Source organism: Sporosarcina sp. P20a (genome assembly GCF_002743175.1).
Classification (GTDB): domain Bacteria; phylum Bacillota; class Bacilli; order Bacillales_A; family Planococcaceae; genus Sporosarcina.
Window position 1 is genome coordinate 1 of sequence record NZ_PDYT01000026.1, and the last position, 25,377, is coordinate 25,377.

Annotated in this window: 23 protein-coding genes; 12 read left to right on the forward strand and 11 right to left on the reverse strand. The window is 40.9% G+C overall.

The features are described 5' to 3' along the window. Positions 1 to 189 precede the first annotated feature (189 nt). From CSV72_RS14720 to CSV72_RS14745, 6 genes are all read right to left on the reverse strand, one after another. Complete coding sequence (locus CSV72_RS14720; RefSeq protein ID WP_099678980.1) at positions 190 to 558, reverse strand: hypothetical protein; 369 nt, start codon at positions 556 to 558, stop codon at positions 190 to 192. Positions 559 to 892: 334 nt separating this feature from the next. Beyond that, the gene (locus CSV72_RS14725; protein WP_099678981.1) at positions 893 to 1,444 is read right to left on the reverse strand and encodes a hypothetical protein; all 552 of its coding nucleotides are present in this window, start codon (positions 1,442 to 1,444) and stop codon (positions 893 to 895) included. A gap of 98 nt (positions 1,445 to 1,542) precedes the next feature. Beyond that, positions 1,543 to 2,397 (reverse strand): ABC transporter permease, encoded by an 855-nt coding sequence (locus CSV72_RS14730; RefSeq protein ID WP_099678982.1) that lies wholly within the window; start codon positions 2,395 to 2,397, stop codon positions 1,543 to 1,545. 3 nt (positions 2,398 to 2,400) lie between these two features. Beyond that, positions 2,401 to 3,312, reverse strand: a complete 912-nt coding sequence (locus CSV72_RS14735; RefSeq protein WP_099678983.1) for an ABC transporter ATP-binding protein — start codon at positions 3,310 to 3,312, stop codon at positions 2,401 to 2,403. After that, positions 3,296 to 3,718, reverse strand: a complete 423-nt coding sequence (locus tag CSV72_RS14740; RefSeq protein ID WP_158232232.1) for a hypothetical protein — start codon at positions 3,716 to 3,718, stop codon at positions 3,296 to 3,298. The genes CSV72_RS14735 and CSV72_RS14740 overlap by 17 nt, the downstream gene beginning before the upstream one ends. A 10-nt stretch (positions 3,719 to 3,728) precedes the next feature. Beyond that, positions 3,729 to 4,172: a LytTR family DNA-binding domain-containing protein gene (locus tag CSV72_RS14745; RefSeq protein WP_099678985.1), complete on the reverse strand. Its 444-nt coding sequence runs from the start codon at positions 4,170 to 4,172 to the stop codon at positions 3,729 to 3,731. A 255-nt stretch (positions 4,173 to 4,427) separates the two neighbouring features. Here CSV72_RS14745 and CSV72_RS14750 point away from each other — a divergent pair, with 255 nt between their 5' ends. Further along, positions 4,428 to 5,348, forward strand: coding sequence for an HNH endonuclease (locus tag CSV72_RS14750; RefSeq protein WP_099678986.1), 921 nt, complete (start codon positions 4,428 to 4,430; stop codon positions 5,346 to 5,348). Between the two features lie 171 nt (positions 5,349 to 5,519). Next, on the forward strand, positions 5,520 to 6,854 hold the full coding sequence (locus CSV72_RS14755) for a hypothetical protein (protein ID WP_099634564.1): 1,335 nt from the start codon (positions 5,520 to 5,522) through the stop codon (positions 6,852 to 6,854). Between the two features lie 162 nt (positions 6,855 to 7,016). Here the strand turns inward: CSV72_RS14755 and CSV72_RS14760 are convergent, their stop codons facing one another. Further along, positions 7,017 to 9,602, reverse strand: coding sequence for a CBS domain-containing protein (locus CSV72_RS14760; RefSeq protein ID WP_099678987.1), 2,586 nt, complete (start codon positions 9,600 to 9,602; stop codon positions 7,017 to 7,019). 170 nt (positions 9,603 to 9,772) lie between these two features. Beyond that, positions 9,773 to 10,213, reverse strand: coding sequence for a cell wall hydrolase (locus CSV72_RS14765; protein WP_099634562.1), 441 nt, complete (start codon positions 10,211 to 10,213; stop codon positions 9,773 to 9,775). A gap of 364 nt (positions 10,214 to 10,577) precedes the next feature. On the opposite strand from CSV72_RS14765, the gene CSV72_RS14770 reads away from it, so the two are divergent. The 9 genes from CSV72_RS14770 (at position 10,578) to CSV72_RS14810 (ending at position 20,507) form a co-directional block, all read left to right on the forward strand. Beyond that, on the forward strand, positions 10,578 to 11,357 hold the full coding sequence (locus CSV72_RS14770; protein ID WP_099634561.1) for a gluconate 2-dehydrogenase subunit 3 family protein: 780 nt from the start codon (positions 10,578 to 10,580) through the stop codon (positions 11,355 to 11,357). A 23-nt stretch (positions 11,358 to 11,380) separates the two neighbouring features. Continuing rightward, the gene (locus CSV72_RS14775) at positions 11,381 to 13,141 is read left to right on the forward strand and encodes a GMC family oxidoreductase (RefSeq protein ID WP_099634560.1); all 1,761 of its coding nucleotides are present in this window, start codon (positions 11,381 to 11,383) and stop codon (positions 13,139 to 13,141) included. Between the two features lie 150 nt (positions 13,142 to 13,291). Continuing rightward, entirely contained in the window at positions 13,292 to 13,786 is a 495-nt protein-coding gene (locus tag CSV72_RS14780) for an SCO family protein (RefSeq protein WP_233191314.1), read from the forward strand. Between the two features lie 223 nt (positions 13,787 to 14,009). Then, complete coding sequence (locus CSV72_RS14785) at positions 14,010 to 15,605, forward strand: long-chain-fatty-acid--CoA ligase (protein WP_099678989.1); 1,596 nt, start codon at positions 14,010 to 14,012, stop codon at positions 15,603 to 15,605. Positions 15,606 to 15,803: 198 nt separating this feature from the next. Continuing rightward, entirely contained in the window at positions 15,804 to 17,093 is a 1,290-nt protein-coding gene (locus tag CSV72_RS14790; protein WP_099678990.1) for a polysaccharide deacetylase family protein, read from the forward strand. A 19-nt stretch (positions 17,094 to 17,112) separates the two neighbouring features. Then, positions 17,113 to 17,613, forward strand: coding sequence for a sigma-70 family RNA polymerase sigma factor (locus CSV72_RS14795; protein ID WP_099678991.1), 501 nt, complete (start codon positions 17,113 to 17,115; stop codon positions 17,611 to 17,613). Beyond that, complete coding sequence (locus tag CSV72_RS14800) at positions 17,606 to 18,682, forward strand: S26 family signal peptidase (protein ID WP_099678992.1); 1,077 nt, start codon at positions 17,606 to 17,608, stop codon at positions 18,680 to 18,682. Before CSV72_RS14795 ends, CSV72_RS14800 begins: the two co-directional genes overlap by 8 nt. Positions 18,683 to 19,066: 384 nt before the next feature. After that, complete coding sequence (locus tag CSV72_RS14805) at positions 19,067 to 19,459, forward strand: hypothetical protein (protein ID WP_099678993.1); 393 nt, start codon at positions 19,067 to 19,069, stop codon at positions 19,457 to 19,459. Positions 19,460 to 20,027: 568 nt separating this feature from the next. Beyond that, complete coding sequence (locus CSV72_RS14810; RefSeq protein WP_099678994.1) at positions 20,028 to 20,507, forward strand: OsmC family protein; 480 nt, start codon at positions 20,028 to 20,030, stop codon at positions 20,505 to 20,507. Between the two features lie 88 nt (positions 20,508 to 20,595). Here the strand turns inward: CSV72_RS14810 and CSV72_RS14815 are convergent, their stop codons facing one another. Then, positions 20,596 to 22,350 (reverse strand): GMC family oxidoreductase, encoded by a 1,755-nt coding sequence (locus CSV72_RS14815; protein WP_099678995.1) that lies wholly within the window; start codon positions 22,348 to 22,350, stop codon positions 20,596 to 20,598. Between the two features lie 26 nt (positions 22,351 to 22,376). Then, positions 22,377 to 23,180 carry a gluconate 2-dehydrogenase subunit 3 family protein gene (locus CSV72_RS14820; protein WP_099678996.1) on the reverse strand — a complete coding sequence of 268 codons (804 nt, stop codon included), beginning with the start codon at positions 23,178 to 23,180 and terminating at the stop codon, positions 22,377 to 22,379. 360 nt (positions 23,181 to 23,540) lie between these two features. On the opposite strand from CSV72_RS14820, the gene CSV72_RS14825 reads away from it, so the two are divergent. Beyond that, positions 23,541 to 24,113 carry an SCO family protein gene (locus CSV72_RS14825; protein ID WP_099678997.1) on the forward strand — a complete coding sequence of 191 codons (573 nt, stop codon included), beginning with the start codon at positions 23,541 to 23,543 and terminating at the stop codon, positions 24,111 to 24,113. 71 nt (positions 24,114 to 24,184) lie between these two features. Here the strand turns inward: CSV72_RS14825 and CSV72_RS14830 are convergent, their stop codons facing one another. After that, positions 24,185 to 25,321, reverse strand: a complete 1,137-nt coding sequence (locus CSV72_RS14830; protein ID WP_099678998.1) for a CapA family protein — start codon at positions 25,319 to 25,321, stop codon at positions 24,185 to 24,187. Positions 25,322 to 25,377: the final 56 nt, after the last annotated feature.

Genomic DNA, 25,377 nt, shown 5'->3' on the forward strand with positions numbered 1-25,377 from the left:
AAATAGTAGACTAGCAACTACTGTCAAACACAAAGATAGAACAATTTTATTTTTCATTGTTTAAATTACCTCCTTTAAAATTCAGACGAGTCTTATTGAAAAACGTTACAACTCTCCATTTAAGAAAGTGGCCCTATTGCGGTATTGGTGCGATTACATTTGCAGCAATCGCACCCGATTCTTTAATCATTATTCTTTTAAGTATTCAAAAGAATTAAGATACCGCACTATGTCTTTTTCGGATGGACCACACTTTTCAAAATAAATGGCAGCACCTTGTTCGTCAGAATCTCCCGGATTTCGAGAGTCAACTTTAAAATCTTTACATGTCCATTTTATTCGTATTAATCCTATTCCACTTGAATTAATGACGGTTATTCCGCTTTCCTCTTTTTTAATATAAAATTTTGTATTTCCTGTTTTTATAAGTTCATTTTCCGAATGACCCGCGACCTTTTGAGGAATGTAATGAGTGTTAAAGTAAAAGTTCCTGATTAGCAGCAGGATTACAAATAAAATAATTAAACCTACTACATTTTTTGTTTTCTTATTCTTCATATCTTAATCTCCTGATGTTCACTTAGAAGTCCGACATAATCTGGCCCGATTGCTTAATAAGCCAACCTCTTATAATTCACTTTAGCATATAATTCCTTTTTTACATCAAAGTTTTTTAGTATTTCAAAATTCCTTTCTAGGAAACCGTTCCATTCATCAAGGCTCAATCATTTAACAATGTAATTAGCAGGGGAAAATAAATTTATGAGCTGCTGTTTAGTTGCCTTTAACGTCAATTCAAAAATAAAAATAGGGACACCGACTCCTGTGCGGATTGCGTCCCAATGTGTTATGCATTTACAGGTTGAACCGGTATCACCATGAAAACAGCAGGTTACCTATGCCGATTCACTTTTTCAGCCCGTGGCCAAATGAAGTAGGAGAGTGAAACCACCATATCAAGGCCAACGATGAGAGCCCATAACTTTAGCATTTGAGAGAGTGCTTCGGTTTTATTGGCATCTCCAATTAGGTAAATCAAGACAAACAAGAACCCGCCACCGATGATAAATGCTAGTACATGTTGTAACGCACCTTTCACGGAATGGCGTGCATGGGCATATCCTGTTTTCTTCGCTGGTTTTGTGCCTTGTTTCTTGATGTAGTAAAGAAAGCGTTCGTCCGCCCAGCCAATCATACTTTTTCCGAAAGCAATCGATACACCTAGATAAATCGCCGCAATGGCATGAACTTGTGTGGCAACAGCGCCGTTGTACAGATCGGTAGCCGTGACGACTAGCAATAGTAAATCGATGATTGGGGTTAATGCTAGAAAAAATAAGCCGAGTCGTTTTTTATTGAATACATATCGTGTAATGAGGCCTGCAAGAATGACGATCCAAAAACCTATTTCACAAGCAATAATCGTCCAAGCAATGAAATCCATTTATTCACCTCTTTTACTAGAGTGATATTGTTTATGTATATAATAGCATAAGTATTCCGAATTGTTTGTGACGATGACACTTTTTGATATCGGAACACCTATCTTCTAGTATATTTCATCACACTAGTTGAAAGCATAAAGAAAATGATAGTGATTAGTAGTAGATACATCACACTGACTAAAGGGGAGATATGCCAACCATTTACTTTGAAAACCACTCCCATATTCAACTGAAAGCTTTCTTTCATTTCAACGGGTGCTTGAGCGAATGCTTCAGTCATTGGAGCCTCCATGAGAATTTGACGAAGCAAAGCGGCGATATGGGAGATTGGGAAAATTTGAATCAAACTTTGTAAGTAGGCAGGTAAAGTGCCGATTGGGATGTAGATGCCGGTAAGGAAACCGATTAAAGTCCCAATTAATGTACTAGCGGCGGCAAATGCATTGGAGGTTTTAAAGAAAATGACGAGTAGAGAAATCATTGAACCAGCAGTCACAACTGCTAGAAATAGTACGCCTACCGATTGAATGAGTTGTGTGAATGAAAGTAAAGGCTCACCAGTGGCGAGAAGCATTGCGTTTGCTACGAGAAGCGTCATGATGCACATAAGAAATCCTATGGAGAGTGAACTGATTATATAGCCACCGAGTAATTGGAATGGTTTGATGGGCGTAACACGGAAATCTTTATAGGCATTCGTTGCTTGGTCATTTACCATCACACTGAATGCACCTAATGTTGTCGTCACACTCGTCACCGTGATGACACCAGCGATAATCCAAGATAGCAAGAGCCAATGCTTCGCTGGAAAGTCCGGCACTCCATCCGCGATCAAATCGCCAAGAAAGAATACATAGAGTGCAATTAAGATCAAGACGGCTAGCAATGAGAAAAACACTGCAGATTTATCCCGGAAATAGAGTAGTAAGTTTCTTTTGGCAAAAATCAGCATGGTCTACACATCCTTTCGATCATGAATACGAATAAAGACATCATCCAAACTAGACTTTCGTACTTCAAAAGACGAAATAAGCGATTGGTATGTAGTGAGTATAGGAATGGCTGCTATCGTACTCGGCAAATCGATTGTGTATCCTCCAGCTTCTTCTTGAAACTCCACATGATCTTGTTGAAAATGTGTGCGCAATGCAATGTGATCGGTCGTTGTAATAAATAAGCGGTCTGCAGAGTATTGCTGTTTTAACTCTACTGGAGTTCCTTTGGCAATGATTCGTCCTTCTTTTATGACGATAACGAAATCCGAATTGGCGGCTTCTTCTATATAATGTGTCGTCAGAAAAACAGTCATGCCATGCTCTTTTTGCAAACGTCCGATCATTTTCCAGATTTGCTGACGACTTTGTGGATCGAGTCCTGTTGTCGGTTCATCGAGAAGCAAAATTTTGGGTTGGTGGAGGAGAGCACGAGCGATATCGACTCTTCGCTTCTGGCCGCCAGATAATTTGCCGTATCGCCGTTTCAAGATGGAATGAATATCTACAATGTCAGCGCAGCGCTGTATGGCCGCTAGCCGCTCCTGCTTTACCATTCCATATAATTGTGCACGTATTTCTAAGTTCTCTTGCACAGATAACAACGGGTCTAGTAAGCTTTCTTGGAATACGACTCCGATCTCTTTTCGAATTACTTCATCCTCTTTGCCAACCGTAAGTCCGTTAACCGTGACGGAGCCACTGTCCGGTTGGAGTGCGGTTAAAATAATAGATATGACTGTCGATTTGCCGGCGCCGTTCGTTCCAAGAAATGAAAATAGACTTCCTTTCGTTACGTAGAAACTCATATCGTCAACAGCATTTACAAGACCGAACGATTTACTGACATTCTCCACTTCAATGATTGTTTGCATCCTGACTCCTCCTCTGCAAAATCATATGATTTATTTTTAACTCGTCTGCTTTATTGTTCAAGTACATCAGTATAATCACAGAACCATATGCAATAAGCCCCACCAGTATAGCCGTCACTACGTTATACAGCCCGAAAGGAAATAAGTCGAAAAATGCACCGGCTACGATCATCACAGTTATGACGCAACTCACTTCTAACACATACACCAAAATCGGATTCTCTATTGGCAATTGATGTGAAAGAAAAATAAGAATCGTAATGATGATAGAAATGACTAGCATGGAAAGCGTCATGTTTTCTGTCAGTGGAGGGTAGATTCCAAGAAATCGGAATAGAGAATAGACGATCGTGCTGAATGTAAATGCGAAGCAAGCCCCGCTTATATAGAGTAAAAGATTTTTCAACTGCTTCACCTCATCCTAGGAAATGCTTTCGAAATATTTTTGCGTAATGACGATTGACGATGACCAGTTCACCGTTTTCTAAGATGGCTTCAAATCGCCCATTCAATAACGCACGAACACTTTCAATTTTGGATGTATTGACCATCATATGTTTGCTGATCCGCAGAAATCGCGTATCTTTCAATTGATTCTCAAATTCATACAGCCGTAATTCGCTTTCATAGACGTCATCCTGTGTGTATAAAAAGGATGCATTGTCCACTGTTTCGATATAGAGAACCTCACTAGATTGTATCGAATAGACAGCGTCATCTTTTGTAACCGTAAAGCTATACATCATTTGATTGATCTGACGTATGAGGCAGGATAAGCGCTCATCTACTTCAGGGCATCTAATCGTGATTTCAATCTCCTGAAATTCATTGGATTCTTCAATTTTCAGCTGTATGGTCATCACCTCTATTCATTGTTCATGGCTGAATCGTATCATGGTGATGGAAATCGAACAATGGCTTTTGTGGTGACCTGCATGTAAAGGGGGGTTAGTTGCATAAAGAGCTTTTGCTATTCAATTACGTTGCCAGCCTCATTGTTTTACCGCAAAGTAAAGATAACGACATGTAATTAATCAATCGACTGTTGAAAGATAGTCAGTTTCGGTATAATCAAGAGAGAAGAAGCGCGTCAGTTCGCAAAGGAGTGAAGCACGATGCAAAGTTATATCGTAATGCAAGGACGTACATATGATGAAGAGAAGGAATTAGGTGTGCTTTGGTCATTACAGCAAGATAGTATAGGCAATGTTCATCATTTTTGGGAACGGATGAAAGAAGTGGATGAAGGAGATCGCATCTTTCATTATGTAAAAGGGGATATTGTCGCAATAAGTGTGGCGAAGTCGAGTTACCGCGAGGAGCGAAAGCCGTCTTCGATTCGATTGACAGATAGTGAAGACGCCAAAGGGTACTTAGTGGAAGTGGAGTATCACGAACTCGATAAACCGTTGACGATTGCGGATTGTTTCGATGAACTTCTACCGCTATTGCCGATTAAGTATTCTGCATTTCAAGAGAACGGCAATGGAAATCAAGGCTATCTCTTCCCGTGCAATGAAGAACTGACGATTAAATTGGTTGAGTTGATTGCAGATTTGAATATTTATGAAATCGATGAAGAACAATTGGAGTTCGTTATGGGCACCGTGCAGAAGACGGAGCATGATTTCCTCATTCCGGTACTTGCTGAAACCGAATCGGAAACGAAAACGAAAGTGCGAATGGGCCATCAGCGCTTCCGCAACGAACTCATGCAATTATGGAATGATCAGTGTGCGCTATGCGATATCGAGCTACCGGAATTATTGCAAGCTAGCTACGCAAAACCTTGGAAAGATTGCACGAACAACGAACGCGTTGATCCGAACAATGGCATTCTGCTCTGTCGCAATCATGATGCGCTCTATCATTACGGTTTCATTGCGTTTGACGGAACTGGCAAAATTCATATTTCATCTAGAATTCTGGAAGAGGATTACGAGAAGTATGGATTGCACAGCAAGATGAGAGTGAATCGAACGGAGAACAACAAGCCATATTTAAAATGGCATAAGAAACATATGTTTAAAGAATAAACCTACCGTCACGCCGAAAACTCAGTCCGTGATCGGATAGAAGTGCTTCGGTTCCGGTCAATTCGCCATACTTCATCTGCAGGCCTTGCAAAACTTGGTGAGTTTACCCTCTTTTTGTAGTATGATGCATAGAGAGTGTGAATTCGATAACATATTGTGCGGAGGTACGACATGAATTATGGTGATCCGTTAAAAAATAAAGACATAGAACGAGATACGACAATTTATAATAGTGAAGGTTTTGACAGACGAGGGTTTAACAAGTTTGGTTATGATCGTCACGGCTTTAATGAACAAGGATTTAATGCCAGTGGTTTTGATAAGTATGGCTTTGATGCACAAGGCTTTGACAAAAATGGCTATAATAATCAAGGGTATGACAAAGAAGGATTTAAGGCAACGGGCTATAATAAAGCGGGCTTTGATCGAACGGGTTATGATCGTTATGGTTATGATGCAGAAGGTTATAATAAAAGTGGTTATAACGTCCAAGGCTATGACAAAGAAGGCTATAAGGCGGATGGTTTCAACCGCCAAGGCTTTCACAAGAATGGCTATAACAGGGACGGTTATGATGTCCATGGCTTCAACCGTGCGGGTTTCAATAAACAAGGCTATGACAAATACGGTTTCAATAAATACGGTGTCAGTGCCCAAGGTTATGGGACGGATGGATTTAATAAGCTAGGTTATGATAAGAACGGTTTTAATCGTCAAGGCTATACTAAATTCGGCTATGACAAAAGAGGGTTCAATCGTGATCGCAAGCATATGAACGGTACGATGTATGATGGCAAAGGCTTTGATTTTCAAGGCGTTCATCTAAATAATAGTCCATTCGATGATCACGGCTTTGATCAAGCGGGCTTTGATGCAGACGGCTATAATAAAAGAGGATACAACCGCGAAGGTTTTACACGCGATGGCGCGCATATTAGTGAAAAGACGTATGATGCAGAAGGTTATGATCAGCACGGTTACAATCGAGATGGCTTTGACCGAGCAGGATACGATGCATCGGGCTTAAATTCGCTGGGCTATGATTCTGAAGGCTATGATGCACAAGGTTTCAATAAACATAGCATGGATCGTGAAGGCTATAATCGAGACGGATTTAATAAAGCAGGCGTCGATCGAGAAGGTTTCGGGAAGAATGGACGAAATCGCCAAGGCTATGATAAAAAAGGTTTTAATTTGCAAGGTTATGATAAGAACGGTTTTAATAAAGAAGGCTATAACCGATTCGGCTATGATCGATATGGTTTTAATCGGGATGGCAAACATGCCAATGGTACGAAGTATGATACAAAAGGGTTCGACTGCAACGGCTTCACCCCACAAGGACTCCACCGAAATGGAACGGACCGGGATGATCAAGGCTATGATAAGTCGGGCTATGATGCGGATCGATATGACCGAAAAGGTTTCAATAAACTCGGCTACGATCGAAATGGTTATGATAAATATGGCTATGATAAATCAGGTTTTCGAGCGGATTCGAAATAAGATTCGTCACTATTAAATAATGAACACCTAGAAAGTTAGAGTATTCCTCTAATTTTCTAGGTGTTTTTTAAAAGGAGTTATGTTGGACTTAGAAAAATACAGAGTGAAACTAAAACAGCCCACACTTCAATGGAAAAGTGCGGGCTGTTTTGTATTAATTTATTATAGCGTACATAAATACTCTTCCAACCACTGATCCGCATCCTCTTTTGAAGAAACGTCTCCATTTAGCTGGCTAACTTCCAAGTGTAGCAAGATCTTAGAGAAAGTTGGACCTGGCTTCAGTCCTGCTTTGACTAAATCACCGCCATTCAAATAGCTTTGCAGCTTGTTACGATCATATAAATACTCCATAACGGATTCCTGATAGGGCACTTGATTAGCCACTAGAATAAACAGAATAGCTTCATCGGAGTAGTCATGTAAAAACAGATGGTAGTCTCCTGTTTGTGTAGACTCATTCCATTGTTCATGTTTTTGCAACTCCATGATTTCTTCCAATAACTTTTTCCTGTTCTTCCGCAACGTGAATTTCTCTGCGGCATACAAGCTATCATTACAATAGAAGGGGAGTAAAAAGTAATTGAACCAACTAGGTTTTTCAGCGATTTTTAAATTCGTAATCTTACGTACTTGTTCGTTGTAAATTTGTTCTAGATTTTCAGCCGTAGCAACCGATGCATCCATCTGTTTTTCATTCACACCGAACTGTTGCCATACATTCAGTTCAAACAGGCGTCGGATCACTTCTTGCGGACTGCCTTCGGTAAATAAACGGATCATTTCTTCGTTAATGCGTTGAGGTGACAAATGGATTACTTTATCGATCGACTCAAGCGCCAATTTTTCTGTCTGTTCATCCATCGAAAATCCGAAACGTTGTTCAAAACGTACCGCTCGGAAAATGCGGGTAGGGTCTTCGACAAAACTAATATTATGAAGAATTTTAATTTTTTTCTCACGTAGATCATTCTGCCCGTCAAATGGGTCAATCAATTCACCGAACGCTTCGGCATTGAGACGGATGGCCATGGCGTTGATCGTGAAATCTCGGCGCTGCAAATCATCGCCGAGAACGGATGTCTCGATCTCGGGTAAAGCAGCAGGCTGTTCATAATATTCGAGTCGAGACGATACGATATCGATTGATAAGCCGGACGGTGTATTCCATGTCGCCGTGCCAAAACTTTCATGTTCAATGACGTCGCCACCATGTGTATCCATCAAGCTATTGGCCAATTCAATTCCATTACCTTCCGCGACGATATCAATATCGAAATTTGGCTTGTCCAATAAAATATCCCGGACAATCCCACCAATTAAATAAACAGGCACGTCGATTCGACTGGCAGTTTCTCCGATTTCTTTCAACAACTGGAGAGCTTCTCCTGGCAGTTGCTTTTGCATTTTATTAATGATCTCACGGGAAGGTGGAGTGTCTGCTGTTTTTTTATCCGCCATCATATCGCTATAGAGAACTTGGATAATATTCGATCGAGTCACAATGCCAACGATTTTTCCGTCTTCAATGACAGGCAAGCGACCGATATTGTGTTTAATGACAAGCTCTTGGATTTCTTCGAGTGACGTATCGGGCTCAATAGTATACATTTTAGTCGTCATATACGCTTTTACAGGCGCATGTCCGAGTCCATGATGATTCCCTTTATCGAGATCTCGTCTAGTAATAATGCCGACTAGTTTTTTATTTTCGACAACCGGGTAGCCGGAATGTCCGTAGCGATACATGCGACGCCCCGCTTCTTCGATCGTTGTATCGGGTGTCAGTGTTTTAACAGGAGAAGTCATCAGCTCTTTTGCGGTAATCGCTGGCCGCAGTATTGTTTCCAAACTGCTGTTGATATCTTCAAGAATCGCTTCTTTATCTCCTTTTTTCACCGTAGCGGAACCGGCGTGTTGATGACCGCCACCGCCAAGTTTTTTTAGAATGGGTTGCAATGTGATGCGTTCTGAGTTTGCACGTCCCACGATAAACACGGAGTTTTTCATTTTAACAACAGCAATGACCGCATCGGTTCCTTTAACGCCTAACACCTTTGTTGTAATCAACGCAAGGCCGTTTACGAAATGATCTAACTCATGTGTGCTGACGGCAATTTCAAGACCATCTACTTCATGAATTTCAGTATGGGTAAGAAGTTGATCTAATAAATCTTGCTGTTCGAATGTCAACGTTTCTTCCGCGAAACTCCCGACCATTTCGAGGCTCATTCCTTGCTCAAGCAGATAAGCAGCTGCCTTCATATCCCGTACCGTGGTGCTCGCATATGTAAATTTTCCTGTGTCTGTATACAGGCCAAGCCCGAATAATGAAGCTTCGAAACTTGAAATAGCTATATTCTGTTTACGTATTTCTTCAATAAGTAGAGTGACCGCAGCGCCAGTTAATTCAACGATACCTTCATCATATTGCACATCATTTTCACCTTTTTGGTGATGGTCGTAGACGATGATTTTTCGCTTAGATGCATCGAAATCGTCAGGAAGTTTGCCGATTCTAGCTAAAGATGCAACGTCGACGATAATCATTTCCGTCACTTGTTCCCAGTCGACGTGAGCGCTTGGCACAAAGTCGAAGACATCCCGATAAATATTTAAGAAACGTTGTACGCGACTTTCGAGCTTATCTGAAATAATTAGTTGTGCGTCCGGATACAGTTTTTTCGCTGCAATCATTGAAGCAAGTGCGTCGAAGTCTGTATTGACGTGTGAAGTAATAATTTGCACGGGTAGTACCTCCTATTTGAAAGTGGTTCAAGTAGTATAAAAAGAAAAGTAACCACCCTCTATTCTGACCAAGTGGAAGGTGGTTACTCGTTAATTTCGATTGTGTTCATGAGACCAGTTTATCATCTTCAACCAATATGTTCAATTCAGTCTAGTAAATGGTACTTGCCTTAACCCATATACACACTTTCGCACGTACCGGCTACTGGCTCATAGAAACAGTGATTTTTAAATTGCCCTGTAAACGGCTGACCATACCAAGTAGGTGGGCAGGGGGCGTATGGATTAAAATACCATAACGCATAGTGGGCGGGATGTTGACGCCAGTTTGTTAGAGTCCGTTCAGCTAATCTTTTTTCAGAAGCTCGAGCGCGTTGGTAGAACAAGTTTCCTTTTTGCACCGCTTCAAAAGAATAATTATTGCCTTGTATTTGGAAAATGACATCGTTTATAGACCGCACATCTCTGAAGTCTAGACAATCGGCTACTGCACGATTCACGATAACATTTCCGACATATAACATACCTTGATTACCTTCGGCCTCGGCTTCCGCTCTCATCATTCTTGCCATTAAGTCGACATCTGAATCTCGATATTTGACTCTCGCCATAGTTTTCACCTCATTCATAGTGTATGAGAACAGCGGGTAATGATGTGACATTTTTAGAAGGATCTATAGAAGTACTTCGAAGAAAATATTGAATGTAGATCGTCGAATAGGCTTATATTTTTAAAAAGTAGGGTAAAGGTTAATAGTTTGAAAAATCTGGACTAAGGATTTAGACTGTGCATAGGACAGTACATTTCTATACAATCACTGTAAAAATAGTATTTTAGTGTCTGCTAGTATTTACGATAATCACATTGTGATAGCATTACTGCATACGCATTCAGTTTCCCGAAAAGTGGGAATGTATTCCGATGTGCATCACTAATGTAGTGTTGAACTATTTACATAAAGAGGAGGAAAGCCAATGGCTGATAATAATTCGAACAACCCGAAGAATACAAATGAAGTTTCCGATCCGGGACGCCGTAATTTTGTTAAGAACACAGGAATTGCTGTCGGTGGTGTAGCCGGTGGTGCGCTACTTGGCGGTCTATTCAGCAGTCGATCTAAAAACGATACGAATTCGAATACCGCTGGGGATAAAGGAAGCGGTAAAGAAAAGCGATATGAAGAAGCGCGTATGTATTTCACACGTATTGCTGATTTCGCTATTTTGGAACAGGCAGTGGAGCGAATCTTCCCTGAAGATGATAACGGTCCTGGAGCGATAGAATTAGGAGTTCCTTATTATATCGATAAACAGTTGGCAGGTCCTTATGGATCCAATGTCGGCGATTTCAGACAAGGTCCTTTCATAGGTTCTAAAGCAGCGGCTTCGGACTCTAGCCTCGACCGTGGGCAGATTTTCATTAATGGTTTACGAACAATGGATGCCGAGAGCCAAAAACGCTTTGATACGAATTTCGTTAAAGCGACCGAAGATCAGCAAGTAGAAATTATGACGGACTTTGCAGATGACAAAGTGGAAGTCAAAGGCATTAGTTCAAAAGGATTCTTTAATTTATTGCGTTCTACTACGCTTGAAGGCGCGTATTGTGATCCGTTATACGGAGGCAATCGAGATATGAAAGGCTGGAAAATGAAAGAATATCCAGGTGCTATCGCATCGTATGCCCATATGATAGAAGAAGATAAGTTCGTGAAAATGGATCAAGTGAGCCTGACAGATTATCAACCTAAATAAATGATAGGAAAGGGGAGAAAAGAATGGTAAAAACATTAGAAAAAGTAGATGCGGTCGTCGTAGGTTCAGGCTGGGCAGGTGGTATTGCAGCAGCTGAATTAACGAAAAAAGGATATAAAGTAGTTGGATTAGAAAGAGGGAAAGCGCAGAAGCGAGAAGATTTCGTCGGTGCAAAAGATGAACTTCGTTACGATGTGCGGAAACTCATGTTCCAAGAATTGAACAAAGAAACGTTGACGATCCGCAATACGCTGGATGAAACGGCGACGCCTAACCGAAGTAACGATACAAATGCGATTAATGGTACAGCTACTGGCGGTTCAGGTGTTCACTGGAACGGCATGGTCTATCGTTGGCTTCCAACAGATTTTGAAATGCATACGAAGACGGTAGAAAAGTATGGAGAGAAGATTATCCCGAAAGATATGCAGCTTCAAGACTGGGGTATTACATATGATGAATTGGAGAAGTATTACGATCAGTTTGAAAAAACAGCTGGTATTTCTGGTGAGCCGGATCCATTGCGGCCAGGTCAACGTTCGGATGAATATCCAACCCCACCGATGAAAGAAACGGATATCATTCGTACCTTTACGAAAGCTGCAAAAGATTTGGGGTACCATCCGTATCGTATAGCTTCTGCTAACATATCGGAGACGTATACGAATCCCGACGGAGAGACGATCAACGGATGTGTGTACTGCGCATTTTGTGAATCATTCGGCTGTGACTTCGGAGCGAAAGCCGATCCGATTGCTACAGTGTTAGCGACAGCAAATAAAAGCGGTAAGTATGAGTTGCGCAATAACTCGTACGCAGTTCGGATTGTCCATGAAAATGGAAAAGCAGTCGGTATTAAATATGTAGATACGGAAACGGGGGAAGAGTTCATTCAACCGGCAGATATTGTCGTTGTGGCTGGATTCACCTTTACGAATACGCGTCTCATGTTATTATCCGAAATCGGCAAGCCATACAATCCAAAAGACGGAACAGGCGTGATTGGTAGCCATTTAACTGCTCACCAGCGCAACTTGACGCATACACGTGTACGTGGATTCTTTGATGAAAAGAAATTCAATCGCTATGCAGGTACCGGCGCACTTGGTGTGACGATGGATGATTTCAACGTGGAGCAACTGGATCACACGAAACTCGATTTCTTGCATGGTTTCTGTTTGCGTACGTCTCAAAGAGGAGATCGACCGATTACGAATAACCACGTTCCAGCAGGTGTCCCTTCTTGGGGGAAAGAATTTAAAGACAAGTCCATTTTCTATGCGAACCGTCGGATAGACGTTCAGCAACAAAATGGTGCGCTTGCTTGGCGTGAAAACTATATGGACTTAGATCCGACGTATACAGATATGTTTGGTGATCCATTGCTACGCGTCACGAGCAAGTTCCATGATCAAGACCGCAACATTGTCAGATATGCTCACCAAAGAGGTAAAGAGTTACTGGAACAAATGGGTGCCGATCATATTACCGTGCCTGAAATTACAGAGGAAACGGAATTTGATAAAACGTCATTATCTGACCATACAGGTGGCGGTGTAGTCATGGGAGACAATCCTGAAACATCCGCTGTCAATAACTATTCACAAGTATGGGATATGGATAATTTATTCGTAGTAGGGGCTTCTTCATTCCCACTTATGGGTAGTTCCAATCCTACAGCAACAGTTGGTGCTCTAGCGTATCGTGCTGCAGAAGGTATGATCAAGTTCTTAGAGAACGGCGGAGGCCAATTGGTTAAAAAAGAGGAAACAGCTAAAGCATAACTTGCAAAGAGGAGAGAGGGATCGAAACCTCTCTCCTTTCTTTCATACCTATTAAAGCGAGGAAAGATGCCTATGACTATACGATCCGTCCTCATACTTTTGGTAGCTGCTCTTTTTCTGAGTGCCTGCAACAATACAATTGAAACGAATATGTCAGAGAAAATCTCAGATTTCGACTACACTACACAAGACGAAAATACACTGGGCTTGGATGATTTGACAGGTGATTGGTGGATTTCTTACTTCTCCTATACGCACTGTACAACCGTTTGCCCGAGAACGACGGCTAATATGGTCGGTATACAGGAAGAATTAAAAAAAGACGGCTTAACACCCCCTATCATTTCGTTCAGTATTGATCCGGAAATTGATACACCGGAAGTTTTACGAGAATATGCAAAAGACTATAGTGCTGACCTACAGACGATGACGTTTTTAACAGGTTATGAGTTTGAAGAAATTCAAGATCTATCGGTTCATACGTTTAAAGCTTTTCTAGAAAAGGGAGCACTTGACCAACGATCACACAGTTTTTTCTTTTACTTAATTAATCCTGACGGAGAGATCGTCAAGCAGTATAACGGTATGAGCGATACGGAAAATGACTTGCTGGTGGCGGATGTAAAGAAGGTTTTAGGGAAGTAGCGTTTCTGTCATGCAATTAAAAAAGCATTCATTTACTCTAAATTAGAGTAAATGAATGCTTTTCTTTGTAAGATTTACGTGCACCATACTACAGATGAAAACAGCTATAGAAGATAGTTCTACTGATCTTTTATTATATAATTGTTTTAAAATATTAGAAAATATAGTAAAATGGAAACGTTTACTATACAATTGTGTTAGAACAGAATGAGGAGGTATGCAGATGAATGTTCCATTAGTTTTGACGCAATTCCTAGATCGTGCCGTTACGCTGTATGGTGGTAAGGAAGCGATTTTTGGAGAAGAAGGACGCACTTTTACATACGCACAGTTAAACGGTCGTGTGAATCAGCTATCACGTGGTTTACGTGACTTGGGTATTGAAAAAGGAAATCACGTAGCGTATTTATGTGGAAACTCGATTGAAATGCTTGAAGGGTTTTATGGACTCTATCAAGTAGGTGGCGTCATGGTGCCGTTAAATACACGACTGAAGCCTGAAGATTATGTATTCATTTTAAATCATAGTGAGTCGAAGTTATTATTTGTTGATCAGGATTTTTATCATCTTATCAAACCGATTGAGCACTCGCTCGAGACGGTAGAGAAAATTATTATTCATCATAAACAAGATGGTTCAGAAGCAATAGATTACGACGAATGGCTAAAATCTTTCTCTACGGAATCGTTTGAGCGAGCAGACGTGCAAGAAGATGATGTGTGCAGTTTACTTTATACAAGTGGAACAACAGGTAATCCGAAAGGGGTTATGCTAACGCACCGCAATAACTATTTGCATGCTATGAGTGCGATGCATCATTTGCGTGTGACGGATGATGATGTGCTACTTCATGTGTTGCCGATGTTCCATGTCAACGGCTGGGGGTCACCATTTTATTATACGGCGAACGGAGCTTCTCAAGTTTGCTTACGTAAAACGTCGCCGCAGACTATTATCGAAGCGATTCAACAGCATAAAGTGACGATATTGCATATGGCACCGGCTGTGTTGAATTTGCTCTTCCAATATTGTGAAGAGCATAAGCCAACGTTCACGCATAAGATCCGAGTGATTGTTGCGGGTTCTGCTCCGCCACCATCCTTCATCTCACGGGTGGAAAAAGAACTGGGTTGGGAATTCATTCAAGTCTATGGCATGACGGAAACATCTCCGTTAAGTTTGTTTTCGACGATTCGCTCGACTGTCCAACATTTATCCGATGAAGAGCAGCTTCAGTTAAAAGCAAAAGCAGGCTATTCGATGATTGGTGTAGATGTCCGTTTAGTTGACGACTACGGGGAAGAAGTAGCCAAGGACGGTCAGCAGACAGGTGAAATCACAGTCCGTAGTCATGGGGTCATGAAAGGCTATTGGAAGAACAAAGAGGCGACTGATGAAGTGTTACGTGACGGGTATATGATGACAGGGGATATGGGGACGATTGATGAGCATGGCTACGTCAATATCGTTGACCGCAAGAAAGACATCGTCATTAGTGGCGGTGAAAATATTTCGTCTATTGAAATCGAAGGTGTGCTCTATGACCATCCCGCTGTTCTAGACGCTGCGGTCATAGCTGTGCCTCACGAGAAGTGGGGAGAGACGCCACATGCCTATATCGTATTGCGTGGCGGTTCAGTAGCAACCGAGCAAGATATTATGGACTTTACGAGAGCAAATCTTGCGCATTTTAAAGCGGTGACAGGCGTGACGTTTGTGGATGAGCTGCCCAAAACGGCGTCAGGTAAAATCTTGAAAGTGCAGATCCGGGACGATTACTGGGAAAAGGTAGGGAAAACGGGTCGTAAAGTGAATTAATGAAGTAATGGGCATTCTTTCGTTCTATAAAGAGCGAAAGGGTGCCTTTTATTATGAAGAAGTAGAAGGGTTCAGGAACAGTTGCATCCAGTTCTAAGAGAGCAAAATGATTGTTAAAAAAACTTTTTAAAAAAGTTTTGAAACTTTTTCGGGAATCCTCCGTCTGTAGGGTGCGCAAATGATAATAGGGGGATTCACATGAAGAAAATATATAGCTGTGTTCTGTTACTTGCAAGCTTACTGTTATTTATAATGGGAAATGAAGCCAAGTGGAATTTGAATGAAGTACCATTGTTCCATGAGCAATCAGCTACAGCTTTTGCAGAAACTTTACAAAACAAACCGTTTATTACTGAAAAAGAATTTGATCAGGTGTTGACACTGACAAACAACCAACCGATCTATATGAAGGAAAAGAACCTGATCCGAATCGGTGAACTACAAGCCAATCAAGCGGTTGCCTTAATAGGAGAAGATGAGGAGTACTACGAAATTCGAGTAGGCAAGATGCCCGCTTTCATTCGTAAAGGTCAGGCAAAAGTAGAAAAGAACGTGTTGAAAGCTCCATTACATACAGAACGACTGGGCTCTGTAAAAACTGCCCAAACAACGCCTGTGTATACAGATTCGAATAGTGAAAGTGATGTCCTCATTCAATTAAGAAAAGGCTATCGTTACCCGGTCATACAGGAAGAAAAAGACTGGTATCTCATCAAAGTAGGTGAGCGGGCAGGTTATATTCACAAGCCTTCAGTAGAAATGGATGAAGGATTACCGGTGCTGCTGTATCACCAAGTGTTACCTCGTAAACAGATGAAAACGGAGATGAGTACCATTTCACTCGAAAGCTTTGAGAAGCAGATGGCGTATTTGGCTGATGAGCAATTTACGACATTGACCTCACAACAGTTGTATGATTATTTAGAAGGCCGGCTTGTTGTACCCGAGAAGGCGTTAATTATTACATTTGATGATGGTTTATTGTCATCCAAAGAGCATGCCTATCCCGTCTTGAAACGATATGGCTTTACTTCGCCACAACATATTATTTCTGCCCGTATGGATAGAGAAAAAGGTGGTCCGGCATTTGACGGTGGAGGATTATTGAAATATTTGAATGTAGAAGACTTAAATGAAATGAACGATGTATTTCAGTTCGAAGCTCACACTTGTGCATTACATGAACTAGGTAGAGAAAGTGGAGCTGGGTTAGTATTTGAACATACAGAAGAAGAAATTATTGAAGACTTGCAGACCAACTTACAGCACGTACCTTCAGCCGTTTCTATCGCATACCCGTATGGACAATATAATGAAGAGTTCATTGCGGCGGCTAAAGAAGTAGGGTTACTGATCGGCTATACAACAGTCGAAGGATATGCCAATATGGATCAGTCCAATTATGAAGTGAACCGCTTTGGCATGACAGAAAAAAGGTCATTCAAGGATTTTGCAACGTATGTTGACGGAGACATGATATGGCCATAGAAGAGAGTGACTAACCCAAATGAATGAAATGGATCAAATAATGAATGAGCATTCGCGTTATTTAGTACGTATCGCTTATTTATACGTAAAAAACTGGTCTACCGCGGAAGACGTCGTGCAAGAAGTCTTCGTCACGTATTTCCAGAAGAGTGACCAGTTCCGTAATGAAGCTTCAATTAAAACGTACTTAACCAAAATGACCGCAAATCGTGCAAAAGATTATTTGCGCTCCTGGAAACATAAGAAAGATGTGGTGTTCGAGTCGATTTTTGTATCTACTAAAAGCTCGGAGCAACAAGTACTCGAGCAAGAGCAACTAGCTTCACTTGAAAAGCATTTATTTCAGCTGCCATTGAAATACCGTGAGCCATTACTTTTATATTATTATGATGAACAATCAATTGCCGAGATCGCAGAATTTCTCGGGCTCAATGAAAATACAATCAAGACTCGATTACGAAGAGCGAAGTTGCAACTCAAGGGATTTTTTGCGGAAGAGGAGGTAGAAACCTATGAATGATTTTAAACGAAAACTGGACCACATGATGGGAGATACAACGGAACAGGAGCGACGAATCAAACAGCGGGTACATGAAAACCTTCAACCTTCGCAAAGGAGGCAGTTTTCTTGGCAAGCGCTGCTAGTTACGGCGGCACTACCGGTAGTCGCTTTGTTATTAGTATTTAACTTTGTTTCAGATAGTCAACTGTCTGCTGATCAAGGTCCAGGAACGCCCTATGATCCACTTGACGATATGGCTTTGATTTCTGCGTTACAAAAGAAAGATCAACTATCCGCTATTGATTACGAAGAATTTTCTTCATTACCCGTAGTGAGAAAAGTGGACGGTCTATTATATGTCGATGACGAATCGTTTTCACTTCAGTGGAGTCCGGATACGTATCATCCAGTTATAGAACGTAAGGCAGACCTGTATGATGCCTCTGTCTATGATCCGGGGGACGTAGTACGGACATTTACGAATACGAATAGTCACTTACCGACGTATACAGGGGTCTATTATGAAGTCGTCGCAGTTCCTGGAGATCGGGTTGTCCTGCAAAACGGCAAGCTGAAAGTCAACGGTAACGAGTTATCATCCGAACTGATGGATCGATATAAGGCACAACATGTAACGATTGCTGGCGGTTATGATCAGCTGTTGAACGCACGGGAATACTTATTATTGAACCATTTTCCAGCCAAAGAAACTGTGCAAGGAGCGACAATCACGCCTATACACAAGATTTATGGCAAACTGATTGGCGTGGCAACCGAAGAAAAAACGGAGTCTATCTATATAGATTATCTGACCGATCAACTAAAGAGTGATTATACGCCCGAGCAGTACTTTGATTTATATTTATACGATCAGCTAACTGGATTGAATAAACTACCTGAATCTGCGGTGTTCGCACAATCAAGCCGAATAGGAGAGTTATTCCTTGAAGCATCGTATCGTAAAGCTATTCCGATTGCCAATGACAAAGTAGAAATTCGTTATCAATATGGACGAGAAGGTGTCGTGGAGCAAGTGTTCACTATGGGAAGGGATACAAGCTCCGGGCAATGGATAGTGGAAAAATAAAGGCGTATACGCTGTAAAGGAGGTGATGCCTAAACGATCACGCAAACCAGGTTGGCACCTGTTCAGCACTAGCCGTCAACCAACCGCTCGCTTATAGAGCCAGCCTGGTTTTCATTATAGGTAACAACAGTAAGAACAATGGGAAGCATTAACGAAGCAAGAAATAGAAAATGCACCAGGCCGGCAGCTGTTTTGCATAAGCCGTCAACCAACCGCTCGCTATATAGAGCCGGTCTGGTGTGTATACATAATGATTTATATGAAACGAGATAGGAACGAAGTCCATCTACAATAAGTAAGGGATGTTGTCTGCATGCTCCTGCTTGCATTGAGGGTTACATGATGAAATACTAAACGTGTATACTCACAATAGGAGATGATACTATGGCACTCAGCAGAAAAGATTACTTACAGAAAATCATTGGATTACATGAACGCTTGATCATAGCCTCAGAAGAATACGAAGGTATTTCTGAAGAATTCATTTCAAAACAAGAGCTCGATATTCCAGGGATGAAAGAACAATGGTTAGTAAAAGTAGAAGAGTTCAAGCAGATCTTAACCGACATGAATGCATTGGAAGTTCCGAACGCGTTTGAAACGGAAGGCAATGAACTAAAAGAAGCGTATACTATATTCGTCAACTGTGTAGAAGAGAAGACGGAGAAGTTTAGCGTAGAGACTATGGAAAACGGCGAGCTCGATGCCCTTCAGTCGAAAGAAATGCATGCTGCGGAAGATATGGAAGAATTGATTGAGAGTATGTTTGAGAAATAAGATATAAAAAGTTATAAAAAAATAAAGAGAAATTTAAATTGCAGACAAACTTTTAGTAAAAGTTTGTCTGCTGTTTTTTTGGTGAATTTATTAATTATCGAAATTTGACGAGTGACTATTCATGGAGGTACGACGAGAAGGTTAAACTAGTCGCTTCAATCGAGCGTTTTGCTCCGCTCCATGGGACAGTTTTGCTACTAGCAATAACCTAAGAACTTAAATAAACTACAAAATAGATCTAGTGGGTGTGGAAAAAACATTTCCACACCCTGTATCCTTTTTTCTTTCTGACTCTATATAGTGTGCGAAGGGGGGGCAGCGATAACTTATAATTTATCAGTTTGCCAACCGAGATATGCTGTAGGCTTGATGGGGATAAACATTTCATACAGGGGATATGTAGTTACGATCAAAATGTCATAAGTTTATGTTCTATACTTCTTGTTAGTAATAGAAATTTGCTACCCTATAAATAGAGATTCCGTAAAGCGTAATGCGCACCTTATTAGCAAATCAATGTTATACATGTATAATAGACACCATAAGAATGATCTGGAGGCTTTAAAAAATGAGCACAACAAAAATTATGAATATAATGAGGAAATTAATAGAGCAAGATTCGTCACTCGCGATTAGTGAATGGCAAGGAACGGCCCATTATGTAGTAGGGGAATTGATGTCGCTTGAAACGAAAGACTTGCAGGAGATTGATTTGGAAGGGATTGCGAAGCCAGGAGAAAAACAAGTGATGCCAATTGAATTATTAATCGCTGCGGCCACTACTAGTTTCGGGGTTACATTCCACTTAGAAGCGTATAATCAAGGAGTGACTGTAGACAGAGCGAAAATCGTTTTCAGTGGAGTATGCGATAAAGCACCGTTTCTAGGAATTCAAAGCGGCAATAGTGGGATTATGAAGCCGATGATCGTGTTATCTGCTGAGTCCACTACAAATAAAGGGCAACTCGCAGAAATCGCAGCTATTGCGGTTGAACGTTCACCCATTCTTTCTAGTTTGAAAGAAGAAGTTACATTGCATATTAAGTGATTTCATAGAGCTATGATATATTCATACAAAAAATACGCCATCACCTTGTTCATTCAGATAAGGTGGTGGCGTATTTATTTACTTAAAATCAAGCGTTCTTTTCAAGTGGTGTAACTGCAATATTGCCACCTTCTTTTAAGAAATTAATCATTCCTTCAGCTGCACGATAAGCGAATGCGCCAATCGTAACGGTTGGGTTGTAGTTACCAGTATGCGGGAATGAAGATCCGCCTACGACAAATAGGTTTTCCATATCCCACATCTGTGAATAGGTGTTAACTGCGGAGTTTTCAGGAGAAGCTCCCATGATCGCACCACCAAAGAAGTGATCAGTAAAGAATTTATGGTCGAATACAGTATCATCTTTTACTACATCGACGTTCATTTGGTCTGCACCCATTTCTTTCATGATCTCTTCACAACGTGCGACTCCTGCTTTTGCACGTTCAATGTCTTGCTTTGCATATTCCACCGTGACCCGAAGAAGTGGATTACCGAGTGCATCTTTATAAGTTGGATCTAAATCCATATAGGTATTCTTGTTTGGCAAGAAGCCACTCTGTGCCGTGATGAAAAGGTTACGGTTATAATACTTTATCGAATTCTTTTTAAATTCTTTACCCCAACCAGGTGTGTCATATGGAACTGCGTTATTGTTAATAGGTCGTGAACCGAGCTGGCTGTAATGTACTTCATACCCATGCAAGTAGTTGAGGTTTGTATGATCTTCATTGTCTCCGCTGAAGTCGCCAATGGAAGAGCCCATACCGCCAGCACCCATGAAGTTGTTGAATTTTTTATCTTCAAAGAATCCACGCGCACCGATATACGTTGACAAATTGTTGAAGTGACCTGTGAAGTTCTTGCCGATGATGCCTTGTCCAGTTTTCGGATCGTATGGTTGTCCAATTTTAGAATGTAACAACAGCTTGGTGTTCGTAAAGACGAAACCTGCAAGTACTACGATATCTGCTGGCTGTTCGAATTCTTCACCAGTCGTTGTATCAGTATAGATTAATCCGTTCGCTTTCTTTCCGTCATGGCTTACTCGATTAACGAACGCATCATTACGAACTTCCATCTTACCCGTTTTATGTGCCGTCTTGAGCACCGTACCAATCGGATCCGCTTTTGCTCCAAAGTCACAACCATATTCTTCGCAAAAGGCACAATATACGCAACCATTGATTGTTTCACCATCTGGATTGGTGTATGTTTGTGAAGCGTTCGCAGATGGAATCCGATAAGGGTGGTAACCGAGAGCTTTCGTTGCTTTGGTGAACAAACGAATATTCGGTGTTTCCTTCATTGGTGGATTCGGATATTTATCGGAACGTGGTGGACCGACTGGGTTTTCTTCACCTGAGATTGCTGCTGTTTTTTCAAATTGATCAAAATATGGTTCGATCTCATCGTATGTAATGCCCCAATCTTGCATCGTCGAACCTTTCGGAATTTTTTCTTTCCCATAACGCTCTACAGTCTTACTATAAATTTCAAAATCATACGGCAACCAGCGAAAAGACATGCCATTCCAGTGAACACCTGCGCCACCTGTATGGTTTCCAAGACGTGCGTTCATATTATTCCGAACCGGTATGGCTTCTTTGCTCATGGAGTTACGGGAAGTAATCGTGTCCTTATTCAATTCTTGCATGAGTTCATATCGCTTAGAATAGCGTAATTCATCTTTGGTACCAATAAAATCTTCATGCTTTTTATTTTTACCACGTTCTAATATGACCACATTGTATCCTGCTTTTGTTAGTTCAGCCGCCGCAATTCCACCGACCCAGCCGGAACCTACGATGACCGCATCTACTTTTTCAAGTTTTTTTACCATTGCATGTCCTCCTTAGTGTTTCTATTTTAATGCCCTTGGTAATCTCTTAGACTAACGGGATCTAGTTTTGCAAAATCGTCTGATTCAATATAGTTTGCGTAGGAAGCCACTGCGCCCGGAAACTCTTTCATTTTCCAACCTTCCATATTGATGTTGCCTCCGTATAATGGATCACAATAAGCACCTTCTAATGTGGCTTGTTTTAACAGAATGAAAAACTCGGAAGCTTTTACACCTCTCATCTGCACGTTGTTTGCCTCGACGTCGGTCATGATTTCTATTTGTTGTTCTTCAGATGCTTTATCAAAAGTGATTTCGAAACGTTTTTGACTTTCCTCATCCATTTTACGTAGCCCAAGTAGGAAGATCATGCCGCGATCCAAAATGGATTGTTCTCCACCAGGTCCAGCAGTTTGATCGACATCCTTCAAATCAATTGCGTATGGAGCTTGTCGATAATCGTATGCATTGACACCCCAACGTCCTGCTAGTTGTTTGTCAATATAATAGGGTACACCTAACTTGATGGCGCCAGGACCGAGTTCGTCCTCAGGAAAAATCTGTTCAGTTGCTGCATTTAACACTTTGAAATCTTGATGACGCGTGAAGAATTGACGTGCTTGTGTTACTTCGATACCTTTAGAGCTAGTGTTTTCAGCTGTCTTGTCATTTTTCTTATCCAAACCTCCTGAAATCAGACCTCCGAAAAGAGATCCACCGACGAGTCCGCCAGCTACGAGCCCAGTGTTTTTCAGGAAGTTTCTCCGGCCTATGTCTTGCTCGTGTTGCGGTTTTCCATTTACGTCTTTGGACGGTTGTTGATCTGCCATCCTAATCCCTCCTTATAGATAAAAGCTAAGTCATTATTTAATAAACAGAATATTGGGAGTATTGCATAAAGTGCACTATTTATCTTACCCGCATTTATCATATTTAGACAATAATATATTCAATTGTCATATTTATATTGAATTTTTTTGATATAGTAAGTGGGAGAGTAGTAGACTGTGATACAGTGTCGTTATACATTTGAATCAATAAAATAGATCAAGTACGATAAGTTGCACTGAAAATGATACAATCATTTAAAGCATCAGATAAATTAATGGGAAATGAGCAATAATAAACAGAAGTTAAGTATGGACCAACCACTTTATTTATTGGGACATACTAAAAGAGGGAGGATCTTCATGAAAGTAAAAATAGCTGTTATTTTATTTACAATGATACTTATATTAAGTGGCTGCAATAAGAAAATCGAAACGAATATGTCTGAAACCGTCCCAGACTTTGAATTTACTACACAGGATAACGAACCACTTGGCTTGAAAGATTTAAAGGGCGAGTGGTGGATTGCTTATTTCTCTTATACGAACTGCATTACAGTATGCCCAAGAACGACCGCAAATATGGTCGGTGTTCAAGAAAGATTAAAAGAAGATGGTTTGGCACCCAGTATTGTCTCTTTCGGTATAGATCCTGAAAATGATACACCAGATGTATTAAAGAACTACGCTGCAGATTTTGGAGCAGATCTTAGTACGATGAGTTTTTTGACAGGCTATGATTTTAAAACGATTCAAGAAATATCGAGAAATACTTTCCTTTCTATATTAGAAAGTGGCGCTTTAGATCAACGTGCGCATAGCTATTATTTTTATTTAGTTAATCCAGAAGGTGTAATTGTCAAAAGATACGATGGTTTAACAGAGACTGAAAATGAATTGTTGATAGAGGATGTCAAGACAGTATTAGGTAAATAATGAGATACTATTCAATAAAACAAAAACGCCTTTCTAATCGAATGATTAGAAAGGCGTTTTTGTTTATTTGTTTACCATTTCGGTACACCGACATGGTTTTCCACCCATTCTTCATTATAATGAATGGTTGAATTGGCTTTATGAAGAGGGACGACTTTAAATCGCTTCTCTTGATCTCTAATGACGCCAGTCGGTAAGAAGCGTGGATCTTCGATAGTTACAGTCTTTAGATCACCTGTTTGTTCTTTCGTTACAGAAAGTCTTGCGATTCCACCGAAGTTCGTATAGTCGAACGGTTGGGCAGAATAGAAATTACCAAGTGAGAAGAATACTTTGGTATTGCCCACTTCGCCATAGCGTTGTAAGACGTGTGGGTGATGGCCGAACAGTACATCGGCGCCTGCATCCGAAACGAATTGCGCCAGTTCTGCTTGATCTTCGGAAGTCTCTAAGTGATACTCAGGACCCCAGTGCAAAGATACGATCGTCACATCTACCATAGGTTTCATTTGTTGGATTTCATTTTCCATCCGTTCACGATCGATATAGTTAACCAAGTACTCTTTGTCATGTAAATCTAGCTCTACATTTGTGCCGTACGTATAAGCAAGCACTCCAATTTTGATGCCGTTGACCTCAACAATCCGTTGAGTTTTGCGGTCTTTAAAAGATTCATAAGCGCCTACATACTGCATGCCGTATTCTTGCGCATGTTCAATTGCTTTGCGTACACCATTTTCCCCTTTATCAAATGTATGATTATTGGCGAATGTAACCATGTCTACGCCAACATTTTGTAAAGCGGGTAGGATATGTTTTGGACTGTTGAACTTTGGATAGGTAGATAATCCAAGTTCCACACCGCCAGGCATAGATTCTTGGTTTGCCATGAGAAAATCAATACTTTCCATTTTCTCCTTTACTGCTTCGAATGCAAAATCAAAGTTAGGGTACGTGTAAATGGGATTATGTAATAATACATCGCCAACCATACCGATTGTAGCCGTATGGATAATTGTTTCTTCCAATTTTTGATCTGGTTCTACCTCAGTCAATTTTTCAGATGAATCCTTTGTAGCAATTGGTGGGGCTTTTCTTTCTGCTTTAGCAGATAATGCGTGCTCTCTGTCGTTCCAGTCGTTCCATAAAATTACGCCACCAATAATCCAAACAAAGATTAAAGATGCAACAAACCATTTCCTCTTCACAAAAATCTCTCCATATCTACAAGTACTATTCTAGTATGTTTCTAAAACTAACGATA

Excerpts from the sequence above, each read along its gene's own strand:
- CSV72_RS14820 (WP_099678996.1), bottom strand. The coding sequence starts at position 23,180 with ATGGCAGATCAACAACCGTCCAAAGACGTAAATGGAAAACCGCAACAC.
- CSV72_RS14765 (WP_099634562.1), bottom strand. The coding sequence starts at position 10,213 with ATGGCGAGAGTCAAATATCGAGATTCAGATGTCGACTTAATGGCAAGA.
- CSV72_RS14735 (WP_099678983.1), bottom strand. The coding sequence starts at position 3,312 with ATGCAAACAATCATTGAAGTGGAGAATGTCAGTAAATCGTTCGGTCTT.
- CSV72_RS14795 (WP_099678991.1), top strand. The coding sequence starts at position 17,113 with ATGAATGAAATGGATCAAATAATGAATGAGCATTCGCGTTATTTAGTA.
- CSV72_RS14805 (WP_099678993.1), top strand. The coding sequence starts at position 19,067 with ATGGCACTCAGCAGAAAAGATTACTTACAGAAAATCATTGGATTACAT.
- CSV72_RS14770 (WP_099634561.1), top strand. The coding sequence starts at position 10,578 with ATGGCTGATAATAATTCGAACAACCCGAAGAATACAAATGAAGTTTCC.
- CSV72_RS14800 (WP_099678992.1), top strand. The coding sequence starts at position 17,606 with ATGAATGATTTTAAACGAAAACTGGACCACATGATGGGAGATACAACG.
- CSV72_RS14755 (WP_099634564.1), top strand. The coding sequence starts at position 5,520 with ATGAATTATGGTGATCCGTTAAAAAATAAAGACATAGAACGAGATACG.
- CSV72_RS14750 (WP_099678986.1), top strand. The coding sequence starts at position 4,428 with ATGCAAAGTTATATCGTAATGCAAGGACGTACATATGATGAAGAGAAG.
- CSV72_RS14810 (WP_099678994.1), top strand. The coding sequence starts at position 20,028 with ATGAGCACAACAAAAATTATGAATATAATGAGGAAATTAATAGAGCAA.
- CSV72_RS14725 (WP_099678981.1), bottom strand. The coding sequence starts at position 1,444 with ATGGATTTCATTGCTTGGACGATTATTGCTTGTGAAATAGGTTTTTGG.
- CSV72_RS14720 (WP_099678980.1), bottom strand. The coding sequence starts at position 558 with ATGAAGAATAAGAAAACAAAAAATGTAGTAGGTTTAATTATTTTATTT.
- CSV72_RS14825 (WP_099678997.1), top strand. The coding sequence starts at position 23,541 with ATGAAAGTAAAAATAGCTGTTATTTTATTTACAATGATACTTATATTA.
- CSV72_RS14730 (WP_099678982.1), bottom strand. The coding sequence starts at position 2,397 with ATGCTGATTTTTGCCAAAAGAAACTTACTACTCTATTTCCGGGATAAA.
- CSV72_RS14815 (WP_099678995.1), bottom strand. The coding sequence starts at position 22,350 with ATGGTAAAAAAACTTGAAAAAGTAGATGCGGTCATCGTAGGTTCCGGC.
- CSV72_RS14780 (WP_233191314.1), top strand. The coding sequence starts at position 13,292 with ATGTCAGAGAAAATCTCAGATTTCGACTACACTACACAAGACGAAAAT.
- CSV72_RS14745 (WP_099678985.1), bottom strand. The coding sequence starts at position 4,172 with ATGACCATACAGCTGAAAATTGAAGAATCCAATGAATTTCAGGAGATT.
- CSV72_RS14775 (WP_099634560.1), top strand. The coding sequence starts at position 11,381 with ATGGTAAAAACATTAGAAAAAGTAGATGCGGTCGTCGTAGGTTCAGGC.
- CSV72_RS14790 (WP_099678990.1), top strand. The coding sequence starts at position 15,804 with ATGAAGAAAATATATAGCTGTGTTCTGTTACTTGCAAGCTTACTGTTA.
- CSV72_RS14785 (WP_099678989.1), top strand. The coding sequence starts at position 14,010 with ATGAATGTTCCATTAGTTTTGACGCAATTCCTAGATCGTGCCGTTACG.